Annotated in this window: 18 protein-coding genes, 1 tRNA gene and 2 rRNA genes (1 of these 21 running past the window's edge); 13 read left to right on the forward strand and 8 right to left on the reverse strand. The window is 66.4% G+C overall.

What is annotated here, in order from left to right; translation table 11 throughout:
• From ACZ1I2_RS05040 to ACZ1I2_RS05050, 3 genes are all read left to right on the forward strand, one after another.
• Nucleotides 1-1,336 (forward strand): 23S ribosomal RNA (locus tag ACZ1I2_RS05040) (it extends 1,460 nt beyond the left edge of the window).
• A 209-nt stretch (nucleotides 1,337-1,545) separates the two neighbouring features.
• Nucleotides 1,546-1,660: ribosomal RNA gene (rrf, locus tag ACZ1I2_RS05045) — 5S ribosomal RNA — on the forward strand.
• A gap of 92 nt (nucleotides 1,661-1,752) precedes the next feature.
• Nucleotides 1,753-1,829: transfer RNA gene (locus ACZ1I2_RS05050), tRNA-Met, on the forward strand.
• A gap of 232 nt (nucleotides 1,830-2,061) precedes the next feature.
• On the opposite strand, the gene dinB is transcribed toward ACZ1I2_RS05050, so the two are convergent.
• Both dinB and ACZ1I2_RS05060 read right to left on the reverse strand, forming a co-directional pair.
• On the reverse strand, nucleotides 2,062-3,096 hold the full coding sequence (gene dinB, locus ACZ1I2_RS05055) for a DNA polymerase IV (protein ID WP_465177181.1): 1,035 nt from the start codon (nucleotides 3,094-3,096) through the stop codon (nucleotides 2,062-2,064).
• A 57-nt stretch (nucleotides 3,097-3,153) separates the two neighbouring features.
• Nucleotides 3,154-3,807 (reverse strand): sulfite oxidase-like oxidoreductase, encoded by a 654-nt coding sequence (locus tag ACZ1I2_RS05060; protein ID WP_465170774.1) that lies wholly within the window; start codon nucleotides 3,805-3,807, stop codon nucleotides 3,154-3,156.
• Between the two features lie 306 nt (nucleotides 3,808-4,113).
• On the opposite strand from ACZ1I2_RS05060, the gene ACZ1I2_RS05065 reads away from it, so the two are divergent.
• The gene (locus tag ACZ1I2_RS05065; RefSeq protein ID WP_465174922.1) at nucleotides 4,114-5,349 is read left to right on the forward strand and encodes a TolB family protein; all 1,236 of its coding nucleotides are present in this window, start codon (nucleotides 4,114-4,116) and stop codon (nucleotides 5,347-5,349) included.
• A 207-nt stretch (nucleotides 5,350-5,556) separates the two neighbouring features.
• Here the strand turns inward: ACZ1I2_RS05065 and ACZ1I2_RS05070 are convergent, their stop codons facing one another.
• Complete coding sequence (locus ACZ1I2_RS05070) at nucleotides 5,557-6,153, reverse strand: DUF1989 domain-containing protein (RefSeq protein ID WP_465174921.1); 597 nt, start codon at nucleotides 6,151-6,153, stop codon at nucleotides 5,557-5,559.
• Nucleotides 6,150-6,857: a guanitoxin biosynthesis heme-dependent pre-guanitoxin N-hydroxylase GntA gene (gene gntA / locus ACZ1I2_RS05075; protein ID WP_465170771.1), complete on the reverse strand. Its 708-nt coding sequence runs from the start codon at nucleotides 6,855-6,857 to the stop codon at nucleotides 6,150-6,152. The genes ACZ1I2_RS05070 and gntA overlap by 4 nt, the downstream gene beginning before the upstream one ends.
• 145 nt (nucleotides 6,858-7,002) lie before the next feature.
• On the opposite strand from gntA, the gene ACZ1I2_RS05080 reads away from it, so the two are divergent.
• The 5 genes from ACZ1I2_RS05080 to ACZ1I2_RS05100 all read left to right on the forward strand — a co-directional run bounded on the left by ACZ1I2_RS05080 (nucleotide 7,003) and on the right by ACZ1I2_RS05100 (nucleotide 11,365).
• Nucleotides 7,003-8,085: an FAD-binding oxidoreductase gene (locus ACZ1I2_RS05080; RefSeq protein ID WP_465174920.1), complete on the forward strand. Its 1,083-nt coding sequence runs from the start codon at nucleotides 7,003-7,005 to the stop codon at nucleotides 8,083-8,085.
• Nucleotides 8,086-8,218: 133 nt separating this feature from the next.
• Nucleotides 8,219-8,479, forward strand: a complete 261-nt coding sequence (locus tag ACZ1I2_RS05085; protein WP_465181586.1) for a hypothetical protein — start codon at nucleotides 8,219-8,221, stop codon at nucleotides 8,477-8,479.
• A gap of 92 nt (nucleotides 8,480-8,571) precedes the next feature.
• Nucleotides 8,572-9,645, forward strand: a complete 1,074-nt coding sequence (locus tag ACZ1I2_RS05090; RefSeq protein ID WP_465174919.1) for a winged helix-turn-helix domain-containing protein — start codon at nucleotides 8,572-8,574, stop codon at nucleotides 9,643-9,645.
• A 170-nt stretch (nucleotides 9,646-9,815) separates the two neighbouring features.
• Nucleotides 9,816-10,106: a UvrB/UvrC motif-containing protein gene (locus ACZ1I2_RS05095; protein ID WP_465170767.1), complete on the forward strand. Its 291-nt coding sequence runs from the start codon at nucleotides 9,816-9,818 to the stop codon at nucleotides 10,104-10,106.
• Nucleotides 10,103-11,365 (forward strand): NRAMP family divalent metal transporter, encoded by a 1,263-nt coding sequence (locus ACZ1I2_RS05100; RefSeq protein ID WP_465174918.1) that lies wholly within the window; start codon nucleotides 10,103-10,105, stop codon nucleotides 11,363-11,365. Before ACZ1I2_RS05095 ends, ACZ1I2_RS05100 begins: the two co-directional genes overlap by 4 nt.
• Nucleotides 11,366-11,368: 3 nt before the next feature.
• Here ACZ1I2_RS05100 and ACZ1I2_RS05105 read toward each other — a convergent pair whose 3' ends face one another.
• The 3 genes from ACZ1I2_RS05105 to ACZ1I2_RS05115 form a co-directional block, all read right to left on the reverse strand.
• Entirely contained in the window at nucleotides 11,369-12,472 is a 1,104-nt protein-coding gene (locus ACZ1I2_RS05105; protein ID WP_465177180.1) for an NADH:flavin oxidoreductase/NADH oxidase, read from the reverse strand.
• Between the two features lie 242 nt (nucleotides 12,473-12,714).
• Nucleotides 12,715-13,536, reverse strand: coding sequence for a ferredoxin--NADP reductase (locus ACZ1I2_RS05110; RefSeq protein ID WP_465173995.1), 822 nt, complete (start codon nucleotides 13,534-13,536; stop codon nucleotides 12,715-12,717).
• 2 nt (nucleotides 13,537-13,538) lie between these two features.
• A complete protein-coding gene (locus ACZ1I2_RS05115; protein WP_465170765.1) occupies nucleotides 13,539-13,970 on the reverse strand; it encodes a hypothetical protein in 432 nt (143 codons plus the stop codon).
• 147 nt (nucleotides 13,971-14,117) lie between these two features.
• Between ACZ1I2_RS05115 and ACZ1I2_RS05120 the strand changes: the two genes are divergently transcribed.
• From ACZ1I2_RS05120 to ACZ1I2_RS05135, 4 genes are all read left to right on the forward strand, one after another.
• The gene (locus tag ACZ1I2_RS05120) at nucleotides 14,118-15,152 is read left to right on the forward strand and encodes an acyltransferase family protein (RefSeq protein WP_465174917.1); all 1,035 of its coding nucleotides are present in this window, start codon (nucleotides 14,118-14,120) and stop codon (nucleotides 15,150-15,152) included.
• A gap of 63 nt (nucleotides 15,153-15,215) precedes the next feature.
• Nucleotides 15,216-15,938, forward strand: coding sequence for a hypothetical protein (locus ACZ1I2_RS05125; protein ID WP_465170763.1), 723 nt, complete (start codon nucleotides 15,216-15,218; stop codon nucleotides 15,936-15,938).
• A 39-nt stretch (nucleotides 15,939-15,977) separates the two neighbouring features.
• A complete protein-coding gene (gene trxC / locus ACZ1I2_RS05130; protein ID WP_465170762.1) occupies nucleotides 15,978-16,421 on the forward strand; it encodes a thioredoxin TrxC in 444 nt (147 codons plus the stop codon).
• A gap of 2 nt (nucleotides 16,422-16,423) precedes the next feature.
• The gene (locus ACZ1I2_RS05135) at nucleotides 16,424-17,257 is read left to right on the forward strand and encodes an aldo/keto reductase (protein WP_465174916.1); all 834 of its coding nucleotides are present in this window, start codon (nucleotides 16,424-16,426) and stop codon (nucleotides 17,255-17,257) included.
• Between the two features lie 4 nt (nucleotides 17,258-17,261).
• Here ACZ1I2_RS05135 and ACZ1I2_RS05140 read toward each other — a convergent pair whose 3' ends face one another.
• Nucleotides 17,262-17,666 carry a MerR family transcriptional regulator gene (locus ACZ1I2_RS05140; protein WP_465174915.1) on the reverse strand — a complete coding sequence of 135 codons (405 nt, stop codon included), beginning with the start codon at nucleotides 17,664-17,666 and terminating at the stop codon, nucleotides 17,262-17,264.
• Between the last annotated feature and the right edge of the window lie 61 nt (nucleotides 17,667-17,727).

A 17,727-nucleotide genomic window follows, 5' to 3' on the forward strand; every position in this document is an offset into this window, starting at 1 on the left:
TCGTGAGTTGTTCGCCCTTATTGGATTGGGCGGGCTTCGAAGAGGTTCCAGGAAATAGCCCCACCGTATAGACCGTACCCGAAACCGACACAGGTGGTCAGGTAGAGTATACCAAGGCGCTTGAGAGAAGTGTCCTGAAGGAACTCGGCAAATTGCCTCCGTACCTTCGGAAGAAGGAGGCCCTCACTATGCGCAAGCACTTTGAGGGGGCACAGGCCAGGGGGTAGCGACTGTTTAGCAAAAACACAGGGCTCTGCTAAGTCGGCTTCAAGACGACGTATAGGGCCTGACGCCTGCCCGGTGCCTGAAGGTTAAGTGGAGTGGTGCAAGCTGCGAAATGAAGCCCAGGTAAACGGCGGCCGTAACTATAACGGTCCTAAGGTAGCGAAATTCCTTGTCGGGTAAGTTCCGACCTGCACGAATGGCGTAACGACTTCCCCACTGTCTCCAGGACATGCTCAGCGAAATTGAATTCTCCGTGAAGATGCGGAGTACCCGCGGTTAGACGGAAAGACCCCGTGCACCTTTACTGCAGCTTCAGAGTGGCATTAGGAAAGAACTGTGTAGCATAGGTGGGAGGCTTTGAAGCGACGGCGCCAGCTGTCGTGGAGCCATAGGTGAAATACCACCCTGTTGTTTTCTGATGTCTAACCTCGATCCATGAAACTGGATCAGGGACCCTCTGTGGCGGGTAGTTTGACTGGGGCGGTCGCCTCCTAAAGAGTAACGGAGGCGCGCGAAGGTTGGCTCAGGACGGTTGGAAACCGTCTGTTAGAGTGCAATGGCATAAGCCAGCCTGACTGCGAGACTGACAAGTCGAGCAGAGACGAAAGTCGGTCATAGTGATCCGGTGGTCCCTCGTGGAAGGGCCATCGCTCAACGGATAAAAGGTACGCCGGGGATAACAGGCTGATAACCCCCAAGAGCTCATATCGACGGGGTTGTTTGGCACCTCGATGTCGGCTCATCACATCCTGGGGCTGGAGCAGGTCCCAAGGGTTTGGCTGTTCGCCAATTAAAGTGGTACGTGAGCTGGGTTCAGAACGTCGCGAGACAGTTTGGTCCCTATCTGCCGTGGGCGTCGAAATTTGAGAGGAGTTGACCCTAGTACGAGAGGACCGGGTTGAACATACCTCTGGTGTACCTGTCGTTTCGCCAGAAGCGCAGCAGGGTAGCTATGTATGGACGGGATAACCGCTGAAAGCATCTAAGCGGGAAGCCTCCCTCGAGATAAGATTTCATAGAGCCGTCGGAGACCACGACGTTGATAGATCGGATGTAGAAGTGCGGTAACGCATGGAGCTAACCGATACTAATTGCTCTATTTGCGCTTGAGAGTCCCACCATCAACGACAATCCTGGGTTCAGATCCAGCACTGTCCGCGATCGTCGGATGATTGACAGCAACGCCTAATAAACAACTACACCTGAATTCAGGCTAAAGCGTGCATCGATTTTAAAGAACCGTTTTTCGAGATAGATCCTCTTTGGAGGATCTGCCCGCGGTCAGGAAACTGACCGCGAGCTGTCTCACCGGCCTCATTGCTTGGTGGCTATAGCGTCAGTGCCCCACCCGATCCCATCCCGAACTCGGCCGTGAAACCTGACTGCGCCGATGGTACTATTGCTCAAGCAATGGAAGAGTAGGTCGTCGCCAGGCATTGAAGCCGGTGAAACAATCCACGAAAAACAGTCCTTCCAAGGAACCCATTCACAGTCATCCACCCGCCAACCAGCGGGTGCGAACCTTGGCGCGGGGTGGAGCAGCCCGGTAGCTCGTCAGGCTCATAACCTGAAGGTCACAGGTTCAAATCCTGTCCCCGCAACCAACGTCTCAACTCCAACGCCGAAACGGCGACAGAACCCATCTCATACCAACACCCACAGCCCGCAAAGCATCCGCTTCGCGGGCCGCAACGCGTTCGGCCACGGCCTCCAAAAATGTCAGTGACCTTCATGACATTTTGCGCCCCAGACCCTCGAGTCAAAACACCAGCCTCCGACTAGAGACAATACTCCGACGATCGCAAAACGCCGGCGCTCTTTCTCAACGTCGAAACCTCACCCCAGTAGATCCAGCTGCGCTTCGTCCTCACCCCCATCGAAGGTCGACAGGGTCACCCCGATCAGCCGGATCCCCGCTCGCAGCGGGTACAGCGTCCGCACCAGCGCGATCGCCGTGTCGTGCAAGGTCTCGCGGTCGTTCACCGTCGCATGCCGTGTCCGGCTGCGCGTCACCGTCTGGAAATCGGCATAGCGGCATTTCACCGTCACCGTCCGCCCGCGCCCGCCCGATTTCTCGCACCAGGCCCATACATCGTCGGCCATCGCCCGCACGCCTTCCTCGACCTGCTCGGGTGTCTCGCGATCCTCGCTATAGGTCGTTTCCGAGCCCGAGGATTTGCGCGGCCGGTCCGGGTTGACGATCCGGTCGTCCTCGCCCCGCGCGATCGCATGATACCAGGCGCCGGCCTTGCCGAAATGCGCCTGCAGGAACGCCATTTCCTGCGCGCGCAGATCCGCGCCGGTGAAGATGCCCAGCCGGTTCATCTTCTCCGCGGTCTTCGGCCCGACCCCGTGGAAGCGCCCGACCTCGAGCTTCTCGACGAACGCCGCACCCGCGCCGGGTGTGATGACGCATTGCCCATTGGGCTTGTTCTGGTCCGAGGCGAGCTTGGCGAGGAACTTGTTGTAGGAAATGCCCGCGGATGCCGTCAGCCCGGTCGTCTCGAAGATCCGTGCCCTTATCTCCGCCGCCGTTTCGGTCGCCGAAGCAAGCCCGCGCAGATTCTCCGTCACGTCGAGATAGGCCTCGTCGAGCGACAACGGTTCGACCAGCGGCGTATAGTCGAGGAAGATCGCCCGGATCTGCTGCGAGACGGCGCGGTACACCTCGAAGCGCGGCGGCACGAAGACGAGCTCGGCGCAGCGCCTGAGCGCCGTGACCGAGGGCATCGCGCTGCGCACCCCGAAGCGCCGCGCCTCGTAACTCGCCGCCGCGACCACGCCCCGCCCGCTCGGGCTGCCCACCGCCAGCGGCCGGCCGCGCAGCGACGGGTCGTCGCGCTGCTCCACCGACGCGTAAAAGGCGTCCATATCGACATGGATGATCTTGCGGGTCACGGCCCCGCCTTCTGGCACTGACGGCACGGTTCAGGAATAGCGCTCCTCGGTCCAGGGATCGCCGCGCATATGATAGCCGTTGACCTCCCAGAAGCCGGCCTTGTCGGCGGCCAGAAAGTCGATCCCCTTGATCCACTTCGCGCTCTTCCAGAAATAGAGATGCGGCACCACCAGCCGCGCCGGCCCGCCATGCTGGCGCGCCAGCGGTTTGCCCTGCCAGCCATGCGCCAGGATCGCGTCGGGCGCGGCAAAATCGGCCAGCGGCAGGTTGGTGGTATAGCCGTCATAGCCGTGGAGCAGCACGAACGCCGCGTCCTCGCCGGGCTGGACCAGATCGAGCAGGTCGCGCGTCAGCACGCCCTGCCAGTCATTATCGTAGCGCGACCAGGTGGTGACGCAGTGAATGTCGGTGCGGATGCCCGTCTGCGGCAACGCCATGAACGCCTTCCAGTCGAGCGCGACCGGGTTGTCGACCAGTCCGCTCACCGTCAGCATCCAGCGTTCGGTCGGCACATCGGGCTGCTGGCCCAGGTCGAGCACCGGCCAGTCGCGCACCAGATGCTGGCCGGGCGGCAGGCGCTCGGTGTCGGGGCGTGCGCTGTGGCCGGTCAGGAACTTGCCCTCGCTCGCCCAGCGCTGCTTCGATCGGGTGAGCTTGCTCGCTTCGGGGATGTCGTCGTCCATCCGTCGCTCCTGTGCCGTGCGCGCCCTGATTACAGCACGCGCTTCGCCGGCAACAGGGCCTTGTCGATCCGCGCCGACACGCCGACGCTGCGCCCCGCGAGATTGGCGATGGTGAGGCGCACCGCGCTGCCGAGCTGAGCGCTCTCGGACAGGGTCAGGCCCTAGTCCTGCTGCAACCACTGGATCAGCCCGGTGGTCGGGCCCTGGTCGGTGCGTCAAGTGGCGCAAAGCAATGTTAGCTATAAATCAGATATGCTATATGATCCGCGCAGGCGGAATCGCCGCTGCGTCGGGGAGGATTATCGAATGACGTTGTCGCGCTGGGTAGCCATGTCGATCGCGCTCGTAGCCAGTGTTGCGGGCGCCGAAACGCCCCGGCCGGCCGGGCAGTTCGTCGATCACCGCGACATCGGCGGGCCGGCGCATCCTGGCAACACCTCTTACGATGCGAAGACCGGCACCTATTCGATCACCGGCGGGGGCAGCAACATGTGGGCTGGGCACGACGCCTTCCAGTTCACCTGGAAGCCGATGTCGGGCAATGTCGCGATGCAGACCGACCTCGATTTCACCAGCCCGAAGCCAGCGCCGACCGCAGGCGGCTTCCTCCACCGCAAGGGCGGCGTGGTGCTGCGCCAGGATCTCGATCCGGATTCGGCCTATGTCGACGCGATCCGCATGAGCAACGACCAGCTCTCGCTGCAATATCGCGAAGTGAAGGGTGGGCAGACCCGGCTCATCTGGATCAACACCAGCCGCCTCGGCACGGTGAAGCTCGAGAAGATCGGCGACTATGCCTATCTCTCGGTGCCCGGCACCGATGGAAAGCTCCACCGCGCCGGCGGCTCGTTCAGGGTGAAGATCACCGGCACCTATTATATCGGCCTGGGCGTCTGTGCGCATGACGACACCAGGAGCGAGACCATGGCGTTCAGCAAGGTGAAGATCACCCCGCTTCCCGCGAACGCGACGGGCCGTTCGAACGATACCGTGCTGCAGACCATCCAGGTCACCAATGAGTTCGAACAGACCGTGCTCCACCGCAGCAGCGGCCCGATCGCGATCGCCGGCTGGTCGCCCGACGGCAAGGACATCGTCTATCACACGGGCGGCGCGGCCTGGAGCGCCACCGGCTGGGACAGCGACCGGGTCGGGAAACTCACCGGCGCGGCACCCGCGCTGGCGGCCCTTCCGGGTGGCGACTGGGTCTATTCGAGCGCCCCGGCCGGTCCGGCCTCCGGGCTCTGGCGCGCCCGCGCCGATGGCAGCGCCCGCACCCCGATCGAGACGGGCGCGGGCAGCGCATTCGATCCGCGCCTGTCGCCCGACGGCAAGTGGCTGGTCTATCTTGCGACCGAGACGCCGGTCCGCACCCTTGCGGCCACGACCGATGTCGCGCTGCGCCGCATGCCGGTGACGGACGGCGTGCCCCAGCCCGACAAGGCCATCACCCTGTCGAAGTTCCGCGGCGGCGCAGGCTCGCTCGACAAGGCAGCCTGGTCGCCCGACAGCAGACTGATCGCCTTCGTCACGCGCGACTGAGGCGGGAGGGCCTCCGCTCGGGGATTTGACCGGCGTCAAAGCGCCACCGGCAGCCGGGGCGCATCCCACCATCCTCACCTGGATGGAGCCTTTGAGATGATCGCCAACGCCTTTCCGCTGCTCGTTATCGTCAGCATGGTCCTGTTCGCGCTGGTGCTCGGCGGGATCGGCATCGAGGACGCGGTCCGCCACCGCGGCGAGTAAGGCTCAGCCCGCCGGTTCGATCCGGTAGTGGATCGGCTTGAAGCTGCCGCCGTTGGAATCCGGCGCCGAACAGGCGGTGAGGCCAATGATCAGATCGGCCGCCGCGCGAAAGGCGATATGGTCTCCGGCCCTGCTGATCGGCGGCAGCACCTTGAGTTCGCCGGTCTCGCCGTCGACCGGCACGTTCATGAAGCAGTTGAACGCGGTCGGGATTCGGTCCGGCACCACGCCATAGGGCGCCAGCGCTTCGGCGAGATTGCCGAAACAGCCGCGGTGCGGCGCCAGGTCGTCATAGAGCAGCCGGAAGGTGTCCGCCGAGCAGGGCGTCAGCAGGAAGTCGTGCCGGCCGACCATGTCCTCGACGATCTCCAGCAGCACGTTGGAGCGGTTTGAATAAAGCTTGTCGCCCGTCGTCAGATAGAGGCGCGAGGCATAGTCGAGCGTCCGCCCCGACGAGATCACTTCGTCCACATCATCGGCGTTGAACGCCAGAAGATCGGCCACCTGCTCGCCGCGCGGATCGATCACCACCAGCGTCTCGCCCTTGTGGAGGCGGAAGGCCGTGCCGCTGCGCTCGGGAATCTCGGTCACGTCGTTCACTTGGCATCCCCCGCATAACGGAATGGACAGGCCCAGTCCGAGCCCACCGCGCGACCGCTATATTGCCGCGCCTCGCTCGTGTCGCCGTGCCGCGCCAGCATCGGGTTGCGCGATCCGGCCAGCGCTTCGTCGCGCAGCAGGATCTTCTCGCGCATGCCCTCATATTTGCCCTGGGCGCGCAGCGTCTCGAACTGGTCGTGCAGGTTGAAGATCATCGCCGGCTTCGCGAAGCGCCGCGCCGGGCGGCTGGCATGCGGGTGCAGGCCGACGATGAAAAAGGCCTCGCCGCCGAAGCTCAGCGAGAAATGCGGGTTTTCCGGGTCGGGGCTGACGGCGGGATCATAATCCTGGCCGCGCCACACATCCTTGTCCGACAGCGACTGGACGCGTTCCCACAAGGCCGCCTCGAACCTGTCCTCGGCCAGATCCTCCGGCCCCTCGAACACCACCGCGAAGCTGCGGAACAGCGCAGGCGCCGCGCGATAGGCGCCGGCAAAGGCGATCAGCCCGTCATGGATGCGCAGATCGTCCCACGCGCTGTCGATGCGGTTACAGGCGAGCACCTGCAACGTGCCGCGCGCCAGGGCCGCCTTGGCGCCGACACAGGGGAAAGCCGGATCGTCGACCATGGCGTGCATCATGGCCTGCAATTCGTCCTGCGCATGATGCTGCCAGGGGTGAAGGGGGGTGCTGGGTGGTGACATAGCCGGGGGAAGACGCTTCGCCGCCGCCGCCGTTCCCGGGATTCGCACTGATCTACAGCAAGCGCGCCGCGATGAAATAAAACGACATTGGGGCCACCTGCGCTTGGGCCGTCCGGGAGAATGTGACATTTTCCGGGCTATGCCGATGTTCGAACCGACTTCACGGCCGATGACCGATTATGGCGGATTTCATCAAAGCAGCGGCATCTATTGGCGCTTCGCCCCGCCTGATGTGGGGTCTTTATGGGCCGGCCTGTCCGAAGTGAAGGCACGCGGCATGGCCGTGCGTATCCGCGGCGCCGGCCATTCGATGAACGGCTCCTCGATCCCACGCTCGGGCGAAGTACTTGTCGAGACCAAGGGGCTCGATTCCTATGTCTTCACCCGGTCCGGCACGATCACCGTCGGCGCCGGCGCGACGATGTGGGACGTGCAGCGGCTGCTCGCGCCGCTCGGCTACGAGCTGCCTGTGCTGAACGACGGCAATGCGCCTTCCTCCACCGTGGGCGGCTTCGTTTCGGCGGGGGGCTTCGGCGCGGAAAGCCGGCGGCATGGCGGCTTCTGGGAATGCGTCGAGAGTATCGACGTGGTGACGCTCGACGGCGCGGTGCGCACGGTCGGCCGGTCCGATCCGCTCTTTCCCTGGCTGTTCGGGTCGATGGGGCAGCTCTGCATCATCGTCTCGGTGACCATGGCCGTGCGGCCGCGCGATGGGGAAGACGCGGCCTTGCCGCTCGGCAAGCGGGGCCGCGTGCCGGCGAGCCGCCATCATTGGGAAAAGGCGATCTGGTTCTGTGCCTTCGTGCCGCGCCCTGCCTGGAGCCAGGCCCGGCGCGAGCTCGTAGCGATCGCGGAACGGCACCAGCATGCCTGGCAGGCGCGGCCGGCCTATGCCTATTCCCTGCCGTTCGGGCGCTTCACGCCGCCGCTGATCCATCCCGCCCAGCAGGATCTGGTCGCGGTCGGCATCTGGGGCGAGGAGCCTGAGGCGGGCTTCGATCACGCGGCGATCCGTGCGCTCGAAGCGGATTTCACCCTGTGGCTGCGCGCTCATCCGGATTTCCGCCGCTATGCCCAGGCCGAGCTTCTCTATCCCGGCTTCGATATCGCCGCCCATTTCGGCGCCGAATGCTTTGCCGGCTTTCGCAAATGGAAGCAGCAGCTCGATCCGTCGGGCCGGCTCGCGCCGGGCCTGCTCGATCTGCCGGCCCGCCGGGCAAGTGCGTGATCCGCCTGCCGGCCTGATCGGATCGGCCGAAGCACGCTTGGCGGCGCGCCCGGAGCAGGGCATGGTTCACCCGCCGCCGCCCGGCGGCATACACGGGCTCACCGCCGCTCCGGCGGTGCTGAGGGGAACGGGTTTGGATCTCGACGCGCTGCTCCATCATTATTTCGGCACGACGGCGATCGAGACGCTCGACGACGCGGCGATCGAACTGGGCATCGAGAGGCTCGGCACGGCCTTCTGGACTGAAGCCGAGCCCGGCCGCCGCTTCGCGCTCTGGGCGTTGCTGCACTCGCTCGGCGAGGCGCCAGATCCGGAGACTGCGTTCAAGACGGCGCGCGAGCGTGAGGCGGCCCATGCTTATGCCCGCGCGGCCTACCGGGCCGAACAGCCCTGACCGAGAGTCTTTCGCTCGCACAGGCGCGGCGGATCGCGCTCGCCGCGCAGGGTTTCGGCGCCGCGCATCCCGCGCGCGCCGATCAGGGTCATTTGCGCCGCACGCTCGACCGGCTCGCGCTGCACCAGATCGACAGCGTCAACGTGCTGGTCCGCGCGCATTATCTGCCCGCCTTTTCGCGGCTCGGCGGCTATGACCGCACCCTGCTCGATGCCGCCGCCTGGGGCCGCAAGGCGGAACGGCGGCTGTTCGAATATTGGGCGCATGAGGCGTCGCTGTTGCCGCTGTCGCTTCACCCCCTGCTGCGCTGGCGCATGGCGCGCGCGGATTCGGGCGTGGCCGGCTGGAAGAGCATGCGTGTCTTTGCCGCGGAGCGCCGGGCCGAGGCCGAGGCGATCCTTGCCCGCATCCGCGCCGAAGGGCCGCTCGCCGCCTCGGATTTCGAGGAGGGCAGGAGCAGCACCGGCTGGTGGGCATGGGGCGCGACCAAGCATGCGCTCGAATGGCTGTTCTGGGCCGGGCACATCACCACCGCGACCCGGCGGCGCAGCTTCGAGCGCGTCTATGACCTGACCGAGCGCGTCATTCCCTCCCGCATCCTCGCACTGCCGACGCCGCCCGAGGCGGACGCGCACCGCGCGCTGATCGAGATCGCCGCGCGCGCGCACGGCATCGCCACCACGACCGATCTGCGCGACTATTTCCGCCAGACGCCGGATGACGCGAGCCGTGCGGTCGCCGAGCTGGCGGAGCAGGGCGTGCTGGTCCCGGTCGCGGTCAGGGGCTGGACGCACCAGGCCTGGCTTCACCGCGACGCGAAGCGCCCGCGCCGGGTGCAGGCGGCGGCCTTGATCGCCCCGTTCGATCCGCTGGTGTGGGAACGCGCCCGCACTGAACGCCTGTTCGATTTCCGCTACCGCATCGAGATCTACACGCCGGCGGAGAAGCGCATCCATGGCTATTATGTCCTGCCTTTCCTGCTCGACGACCGCCTCGTCGCGCGCGTGGATCTGAAGGCCGATCGCCAGGCCTCGCGCCTGCTGGCGCACCGAGTCACGCTCGAGCCCGGCGCACCGGCCGAGACGATGGAGCAGCTGACCTTGGAGCTGCGGCGCATGGCGGATTGGCTGGCGCTGGACGATGTCGTGGTCGGGCCAGTGGTGTGACGCACTTTCTTCCAACCCTTCCCCGGCGGAGGCCGGGGCCCAGTCGGGAAGGCTGATGTAATGATGCGCAGCGCTCGTCCATTATCGTCCCCCAACTGGGCCCCGGCCTTCGCCGGGGAAGAGGACGTGTTTCGCCCGGGACCATTCCTCTCGCTGGTCGTTATGCGGCCATGAGCGCCGAGATCGAAGAGCTGCAAAAGCGCATGGAGGCCGCCGCCGCAGCACTGGATTTCGAGGAAGCGAAGCGCCTGCGCGACCAGCTCAATCTGTTGCGTGGCGGTGCCTCGGCCGAGGAGGCCGCGGCCGCCGACACCTCGGGGCTGATCCGCCAGCAGCCGGGCCGCATGGGCCTCGGCACCAGCCAGCAGCGCATGACCCCGCCGCCCGGCTGGACGCCGCCGAAGAAACCTGATCCGATGACTCGCGCGACCGGCCGGCGTCGCGCCAAGGATCCTTCATGATTCCCGAAAAAATCGCCCGCAGACCCGGCCTGATCAAACAGCTCGGCCCCGGCCTCATCACCGGCGCGGCGGACGACGATCCCAGCGGCATCGCCACCTACTCCCAGGCCGGGGCGCAGTTCGGTTTCGGCCTGCTCTGGACGCTGGTGCTGACCTATCCGCTGATGACCGCGGTGCAGCTGGTCAGTGCGCGGATCGGCCGGGTCACCGATGCCGGCCTTGCCCGCAACATGGCCAAGGTGCTGCCACGCTGGGCCGTGACCGGGCTGGTGCTGCTGCTGTTCGTCGCCAATACGATCAACATCGGTGCCGATCTCGCCGCGATGGGCGCGGCGGCCGAACTCGTCGCCGGGGCGGGCGGCCATCTGTTCACCGCTGCCTTCGCCATCGTTTCGCTGCTGCTCCAGGTCTTCGTGCCCTATCACCGCTATGCCGCCATCCTGAAATGGCTGACCCTGGTGCTGCTCGCCTATGTCGCCCTGATTCTGATGGTCCATGTCGACTGGGCGGCGGTCGGCTGGGGCCTGGTCTGGCCGAGCGTCGCGGGCGTCGGCGCGGTCACCACGATCGTCGCGGTCTTCGGCACCACGATCAGCCCCTATCTCTTCTTCTGGCAAAGCTCGCAGGAGGTCGAGGAAGTCGACCGGGACATCGCCAAGCACGCGCTGAACGACGCGCCGGACGAGGCGGCGGGCGAATTCCGCCGGATCAGCTTCGACACGTTCAGCGGCATGGCGGTGTCGAACCTCGTCGCGCTGGCGATCATGATCGGCACGGCGGCGACGCTCCACGCCTCGGGCAAGACGGACATCGCCAGCGCCGCCGATGCGGCCAGCGCGCTTCGGCCGGTCGCCGGGCAGTTCGCCTTCCTGCTGTTCAGCCTCGGTATTATCGGCACCGGTATGCTCGCCATCCCGGTGCTGGCCGGCTCGACGGCCTATGCGATCGCGGAATCGCGCGGCTGGAACACCGGCCTCGAACGCAAACCGCTCGAGGCGAAGGGTTTCTACGCGGTCATCGCGATCTCGACCCTGCTCGGTATCGGCATCGACTGGTCGCCGATCGACCCGATCAAGGCGCTGTTCTGGAGCGCGGTGATCAACGGCGTGGTCGCCGTGCCGATCATGGCGGCGATGATGATCGTCGTCTCGCTGAAGTCGACCATGGGGGACTATACCGCCCACAAGGCGCTGCTCTTCTTCGGCTGGGTCGCCACGGCGGTGATGGCCGCCGCGGCAGTGGCGATGGTGGTGATGTAGCGCTCAGCCCTTGAACAGGTCGCGAAACTGCCGCGGCTGCGACCGGAGATACTGGTCGGGCGCCTTGACCTGCCCGCCGAGATGCGCCGCCGCATGCCAGGGCCAGCGCGGATCGTAGAGGATGCCCCGGGCCAGCGCGACAAGGTCCGCATCGCCGGTGCCGATGATCGCTTCGGCCTGTTCGTAGTCGGTGATCATGCCCACGGCCACCACCGGCATACCGGTCGCCTGCTTCACTGCGCGCGCCAGCGGTACCTGATAGCTCGGGCCGGTCGGGATATGCTGCCGCGGGTCGAGCCCGCCACTCGACACATGCACTGCGCTGCATCCCCGTGCCTCCAGCGCCCGGGCAAAGGCGATGGTCTGGTCGACGTCCCAGCCGCCCTCGACCCAGTCGGTCCCGGACACCCGCATCGTCACCGGCTTGTCGGCCGGGAAGGCGGCGCGCACGGCATCGAACACTTCCAGCGGAAAGCGCATCCGGTTTTCCAGGCTCCCGCCATAATCGTCGTCGCGCCGGTTCGACAGCGGGGACAGGAACTGGTGGAGCAGATAGCCATGCGCGCCGTGCAGCTGCACCGCGTCGAGCCCGAGCCGCGCCGCGCGCTGCGCAGAGGCGACAAAGGCGTCGCGCACCCGGTCCAGCCCGACCTTGTCGAGCCCGAGCGGCGCATGGTCCTTGTGGTGGAAGCCGATCGGCGAGGGCGCGACCGTCTGCCAGCCATGCGGGTTGCCGGGCGCGATCTGCGCGCCGCCCTTCCATGGCACTTCAGTCGATGCCTTGCGGCCGGCATGGGCCAGCTGGATCGCGATCGGCATGTCCGACCAGCGCCGCACGCTCTCGATCGTCCGCGCGATCGCCGCTTCGGTCGCGTCGTCATACAGCCCGACATCGGCATAAGTGATCCGCCCTTCGGGCAGCACCGCGCTTGCCTCGATCGTCAGCAGCGCCGCGCCCGACAGGGCAAGCGAGCCGAGATGTATCAGGTGCCAGTCGGTCATGCACCCGTCGACCGCCGAATATTGGCACATCGGCGCGATCACGATCCGGTTGGACAGCGCGAGCGTGCCGATCGACAGGGGTTCGAACAGCCTGGGTCCTGCCATCTTCATGTCTCCGCCATCGCAACCGGGGCAACATGCCGCCGCGCCGTGCAGATCGGAATGGCGCATCCGACAATCAACCGCACCCCCTATTTAAGGGTGAGTGCAATCAATGCCCCTTCCCCGGCGAAGGCCGGGGTCCAGTTGGGAAGGCTAATGTGACGACGCGCAACGCTAGTTTACGACTGTACTCCAACTGGACCCCGGCCTTCGCCGGGGAAGCGGCCTGCGCGGATAGTGTCACATCACCCCACGAAAGCCCGTTCGATCACATAATGCCCCGGCTTCGCATTCGACCCCTCCTCGAACCCGCACGCCTCCAGCATCGCCGCGGTGTCGCGAATCATCGCGGTGCTGCCGCACAGCATCACCCGGTCATGCTCCGGATCGAACGCCTTGGCACCGGCCAGCGGCGTGCCGAACAATTGCCCGGTCTCCACCAGTGCATCGATCCGTCCGCTGGTGTGGAACGGCTCGCGCGTCACGGTCGGCACATAATGGAATTGCAGCAATGCCTGGTCGCCCACCAGCGGATCGCCGGCCAGCTGCGCGGTCAGCTCGTCATGATAGGCAAGGTCGCTCACGCGCCGCACTGAATGGACGATCACCACCTGCCCGAACCGGTCATAGACATCGGGGTCGCGCGCCACGCTCAGGAACGGGGCGAGCCCGGTGCCGGTCGACAGCAGGAACAGCCTTTTCCCGCCGAGCAGCGCATCGAGCACCAGGGTGCCGGTGGGCTTTTTGCCCAGATAGAGCTGGTCGTCCGGCCGGATCGTCTGCAGCCGCGAGGTGAGGGGGCCGTCGGGTACCTTGATCGACAGGAATTCCAGCTCGTCCGACCAGGCCGGGCTGGCGATCGAATAGGCACGCATCAGCGGACGGCCGCCGGCATCGTCGTCGCCGGGCAGCCCGATCATGACGAATTCGCCCGACCGGAAACGGAAGCTCGCGGGCCGCTCGATCGCGAAGCTGAACAGATGCTCGTTCCAGTGCCGCACCCAGCGCACCGGCACGGTCTGGAAGGCGGCATGGTCGGCAATGGTGCGCGGCGCGCGGACGGGCATGTTCATGGGTGCCCGGCGCCCGTGCCGGTGGCTGTGTCGCTGGCCATGGCGGTCGCGACGAAATCCGCCGCCTGGGCCAGTCGCGCCACCGCATCCTCGACGACCAGCCCGGCGGCCACCCGCTTGAGCCGCGCGATCGGCCCCTGCTGCGCGACCTCGAACAAGGCGAGCATGCGCGCCTCGTCGTCGGTCACCCGCGCCGATCCGGCGGCGCCGAAGCGGATCTGGCCGAAGCCGTCCTGGTCGAGCGTCGCCATCATCATGTTGAAATCCGGCAGCGCCTCGGCGATGCCGCGCCGCGCGAAGCCGGCATGGAGCGCATGACAGCAGCACCGCCCGGCGCGCGCCGCGCCGACCCAGGTCCGCATCGCGACGAGCAGGAACTGCTCCGGTTCATCGAGCCGGCGGATCGCGCGGTCGAGATAGCGGTACATGACGACTCCTTATTGCGAGTGCGTCGCATTATTGTGAAGCTGGACATGCGTCAATGCCGTAATGCCCCAAAGCGGGAGTGGGAAGGCCCAACCGCTTGAGGACGCGCCGATCGCCCTTTATCGTCCGGTGAAAAGGGGGAAGGCGGCGTGACCATCGACCAGCCGGGCGCGCCCGAACGCCCTTCGCAAAGCCTGCCCGAGCGCCCCCCCCAACGGCGGCGCCTGATCGGCCTGCAATATCTGCGCGGCATCGCCGCGACCGGCGTGGTCCTCTTCCATGTGACCGAGGCGGCGGGCGTGCCCTGGCGCTATGGTGCCTGGGGCGTCGACCTGTTCTTCGTGCTCAGCGGTTTCCTGATGATCGCGATCACGGATGGCGGGGCGCGTCCCTGGGCCTTTTTCAAGGATCGCCTGCTCCGCGTCGCGCCGCTCTACTGGATCGCGACGTCGGCGATGGTGGTGGCCGCGCTGATCGGCATCGCCCCCAATGTCGCGATCGATCCGGTGCGGGTGTTCACCTCCTTTGCCTTCATTCCCTATGGCCCGCAGACCATGCGGAACATCGCCTCGCCGATCCTCGCGGTCGGCTGGACGCTCAACGTGGAGATGCTGTTCTACACGCTCTTCACCCTGATCCTGTTCCTGCCGCGCTACCGGCTGGCGGTGCTGACCTGTATCCTCTGCGGGCTCGTGCTGCTCGGCAGGATGCTTGGTCCGAGCGGCCCGATCCTCGCCTTGTGGACTCTCCCGATACTCCTCGAATTCGTGGTCGGCGGCTGGGTCGCCATGATGTGGCTTCGGCCGGCGCTGCGCCGTCCGCGCGTCGCGCTGGCGGCGGTCGTGATCTTCGCGTTGCTGGCCCGCCCTGCGATGGTCCTGGTGACGGCGATGCTGGTCGGCACATTGATTCTGGAGGCGCGCGGCAGAGTCCCGACATGGCGGCCGTTCCTGCTGCTCGGCGACGCGAGCTATTCGATCTATCTGTGGCAGATCTTCCCGCTGCAATGCTGCTTCGTCCTCGCCCGGCTGCTGCACCTGCCGATGGCGCCGATGGCGGTGGTCGCGTTCTTCGGCGCGATCGGTGGCGGGATCATTGCCTATCTCCTGATCGAGCGACCGCTGCTGAAATTCTTCCATCGCCGCCGTACGCGGCGCGGCATCACCATCCCGTCCGGCCCATGATGACACTGGTGAGCGGCGCCGGTTTTTGATACCCTGCCGCAACGTTTTGCGGGGGCGGGCGATATGGCGACATTGGCGGGCGGTTTCGGGCGCGACAGCGTCTCCAGGGACCGCGGTTTCTTCCTGATCATGGCGCTGGTGATCTCGGCCACCGTGGTCGCCGGCTTCAGCCTCCAGCTCGTCGCCGGCCGGTCGAGCTTCGGCGCGCCCTGGTGGGTGCATGTCCACGGCATCACCTTCATGGGCTGGCTCGGCATCTATGTGACGCAGAATCTGCTCGTCTATCAGGGCAATCTCGCGCTCCACCGCCGGCTCGGCCGCTTCGCCGCTGTCTATGTCGGCTGGATGGTGCTGGTCGGGGTCAGCGTGAACACCCTGGCGGCGATCCATCACCGCATCCCGCCCTTCTTCGAACCCAATGTCTTTCTCGTGATGGACTGGCTGACCGTGCTGGTCTTTGCCGGCCTCACCTGGGCGGGCGTGCAGATGCGCGCGCGTACCGACTGGCACCGCCGGCTGATGCTCTGCGCCGCGATCCAGATCATGACGCCCGGCGTCGGCCGGCTGCTGCCGCTGCCGCTGCTCGGCACCTGGATCATCTGGACGATCTGGTTCATCATGCTGGTCTTCATCGGCATCGCGATGACCTATGATCTGTTCACGCGGCGCAAGGTGCATCCCGCCTATCTCTGGGGTTTCGGCGTGATCACCCTGGCGGTCGCGCTGACGCGCCCGCTTGCCTTCACCCCGTCGATGCTCGCGCTCACCGCTGCGCTGACGGGCTGATCCGGGAACCGCAAGCGCCGGGCAGGGTTGGAGACGCGCATGCCGAATACGGAAACCCTGCTGGTCGCCTGCCCGCATGACGGCGCGCTCAACCGCGTGCCGCGTGCCCGGCTCGACCAGAACCCGACCTGCGGCAAATGCCACCGGCCGCTCTTCGCGGGCAAGCCGGTCGATCTCACCGCGGCGAGCTTCGACCGGCATGTGGCGCAGGGCGATCTGCCCGTCGTGATCGATTTCTGGGCGGCCTGGTGCGGCCCCTGCCGAATGATGAGCCCCGCGTTCGAAGCGGCCGCGGCGCAGCTCGAACCCCGGGTCCGCCTCGCCAAGCTCGATACCGAGGCCGAATCCGCCATCGCCGCGCGCTACGGCATTCAGGGCATCCCCAGCATGATCCTGTTCCGCAAGGGGCGGGAGATCGCCCGCACCTCGGGCGCCATGCCGACGCAGCGGATTGTCGCCTGGATCGAACAGGCGCTCGGCTGATCATGCGCCTTCGCCCCTTCGGCAGCACCGCACGCGACGTCGCGATCATCGGCCAGGGTAGCTGGCGCATGGACGGCGGCAACCGCGCCGCTTCCGTCACGGCGCTCCGCCGCGGCCTCGATGCCGGCATGACGCATATCGACACCGCCGAAATGTACGGCGATGCCGAACCGATCGTCGGCGAAGCGATCGCCGGCCGCCGCGACGAGGTCTTTCTCGTCTCCAAGGTCCTGCCGCACAACGCCTCGCGCGCCGGCACGATCACCGCCTGCGACCGCTCGCTCGCGCGCCTCGGCACTGACCGGCTTGATTGTTACCTGCTCCACTGGCGCGGCAGCTATCCGCTCGAGGAGACCATCGCCGGCTTCGAGCAGCTCGTGCGGGCCGGCAAGATCCTGTCCTGGGGCGTCAGCAATTTCGACGAGGACGACCTTGACGAAGCACTGGCCATCGCCGGTCCGGGCCGCATCGCCTGCAACCAGGTGCTCTATCATCTGGAGGAGCGCGCCATCGAACATGCCGTGGTCCCGTGGTGCGACCGCAACGGCGTGGCGGTCGTCGGCTACAGCCCGTTCGGCAGCGGCGCCTTTCCCGCACCGTCGAGCCCGGGCGGGCGCGTGCTCGCCGACATCGCGGCGCGGCAGGGCGCGACCGCCCGACAGGTCGCGCTCGCGGCGCTCGCCCGCCATGCCTTCGTCATCCCCAAGGCGTCCTCGCCGGACCATGCCGCCGACAATGCCGGCGCCGGCGACCTCCTCCTCGACGAAGCGGCGCTGGCCCGGATCGACGCTGCCTTCCCGCTGGGACGGAAACCCCGCAGCCTGCCGATGATCTGACTCCTCAGGCGCGCGGTGCCAGCGCCTCGAGGATCCGACAGTCGGACATGGTCCCGCCCCGGCACGACGAGATCAGCGTGTTCAACTCCCGCCGCAATGCGGCCAGGTCGGCCAGCTTGCGGTCGATCTTGGCAAGATGCCCGGTCGCCATCGCATCGACCGACCCGCAATCGCGTTGCCCCTGCGCGGCCAGATCGAGCAGCTCGCGTACCTGGTCGATCGAGAAACCCAGGTCGCGCGCGCGCCGGATGAAGCTCAGCCGCGACAGCGCCTCGGTCCCATACGCGCGGTAATTGCCCTGCGTCCGCCCCGGCGCGGCCAGCAGCCCGATCCGCTCATAATAGCGCACCGTCTCCACCTTGGTCGCGGTCGCCCGGGCCAGATGCCCGATCGTGAATGCGTCAGCCATGGCTTGACCCTATAGTTGCTACAGGGTGCATATGCCCATCCGACTCCTGATCTGTCGAGGG

The sequence above is a fragment of the Sphingomonas sp. BL-S-29 genome (assembly GCF_055521495.1).

Excerpts from the sequence above, each read along its gene's own strand:
- dinB (WP_465177181.1), bottom strand. The coding sequence starts at position 3,096 with ATGGACGCCTTTTACGCGTCGGTGGAGCAGCGCGACGACCCGTCGCTG.
- ACZ1I2_RS05060 (WP_465170774.1), bottom strand. The coding sequence starts at position 3,807 with ATGGACGACGACATCCCCGAAGCGAGCAAGCTCACCCGATCGAAGCAG.
- ACZ1I2_RS05065 (WP_465174922.1), top strand. The coding sequence starts at position 4,114 with ATGACGTTGTCGCGCTGGGTAGCCATGTCGATCGCGCTCGTAGCCAGT.
- gntA (WP_465170771.1), bottom strand. The coding sequence starts at position 6,857 with ATGTCACCACCCAGCACCCCCCTTCACCCCTGGCAGCATCATGCGCAG.
- ACZ1I2_RS05080 (WP_465174920.1), top strand. The coding sequence starts at position 7,003 with ATGTTCGAACCGACTTCACGGCCGATGACCGATTATGGCGGATTTCAT.
- ACZ1I2_RS05095 (WP_465170767.1), top strand. The coding sequence starts at position 9,816 with ATGAGCGCCGAGATCGAAGAGCTGCAAAAGCGCATGGAGGCCGCCGCC.
- ACZ1I2_RS05100 (WP_465174918.1), top strand. The coding sequence starts at position 10,103 with ATGATTCCCGAAAAAATCGCCCGCAGACCCGGCCTGATCAAACAGCTC.
- ACZ1I2_RS05105 (WP_465177180.1), bottom strand. The coding sequence starts at position 12,472 with ATGGCAGGACCCAGGCTGTTCGAACCCCTGTCGATCGGCACGCTCGCG.
- ACZ1I2_RS05110 (WP_465173995.1), bottom strand. The coding sequence starts at position 13,536 with ATGCCCGTCCGCGCGCCGCGCACCATTGCCGACCATGCCGCCTTCCAG.
- ACZ1I2_RS05115 (WP_465170765.1), bottom strand. The coding sequence starts at position 13,970 with ATGTACCGCTATCTCGACCGCGCGATCCGCCGGCTCGATGAACCGGAG.
- ACZ1I2_RS05125 (WP_465170763.1), top strand. The coding sequence starts at position 15,216 with ATGGCGACATTGGCGGGCGGTTTCGGGCGCGACAGCGTCTCCAGGGAC.
- trxC (WP_465170762.1), top strand. The coding sequence starts at position 15,978 with ATGCCGAATACGGAAACCCTGCTGGTCGCCTGCCCGCATGACGGCGCG.
- ACZ1I2_RS05135 (WP_465174916.1), top strand. The coding sequence starts at position 16,424 with ATGCGCCTTCGCCCCTTCGGCAGCACCGCACGCGACGTCGCGATCATC.
- ACZ1I2_RS05140 (WP_465174915.1), bottom strand. The coding sequence starts at position 17,666 with ATGGCTGACGCATTCACGATCGGGCATCTGGCCCGGGCGACCGCGACC.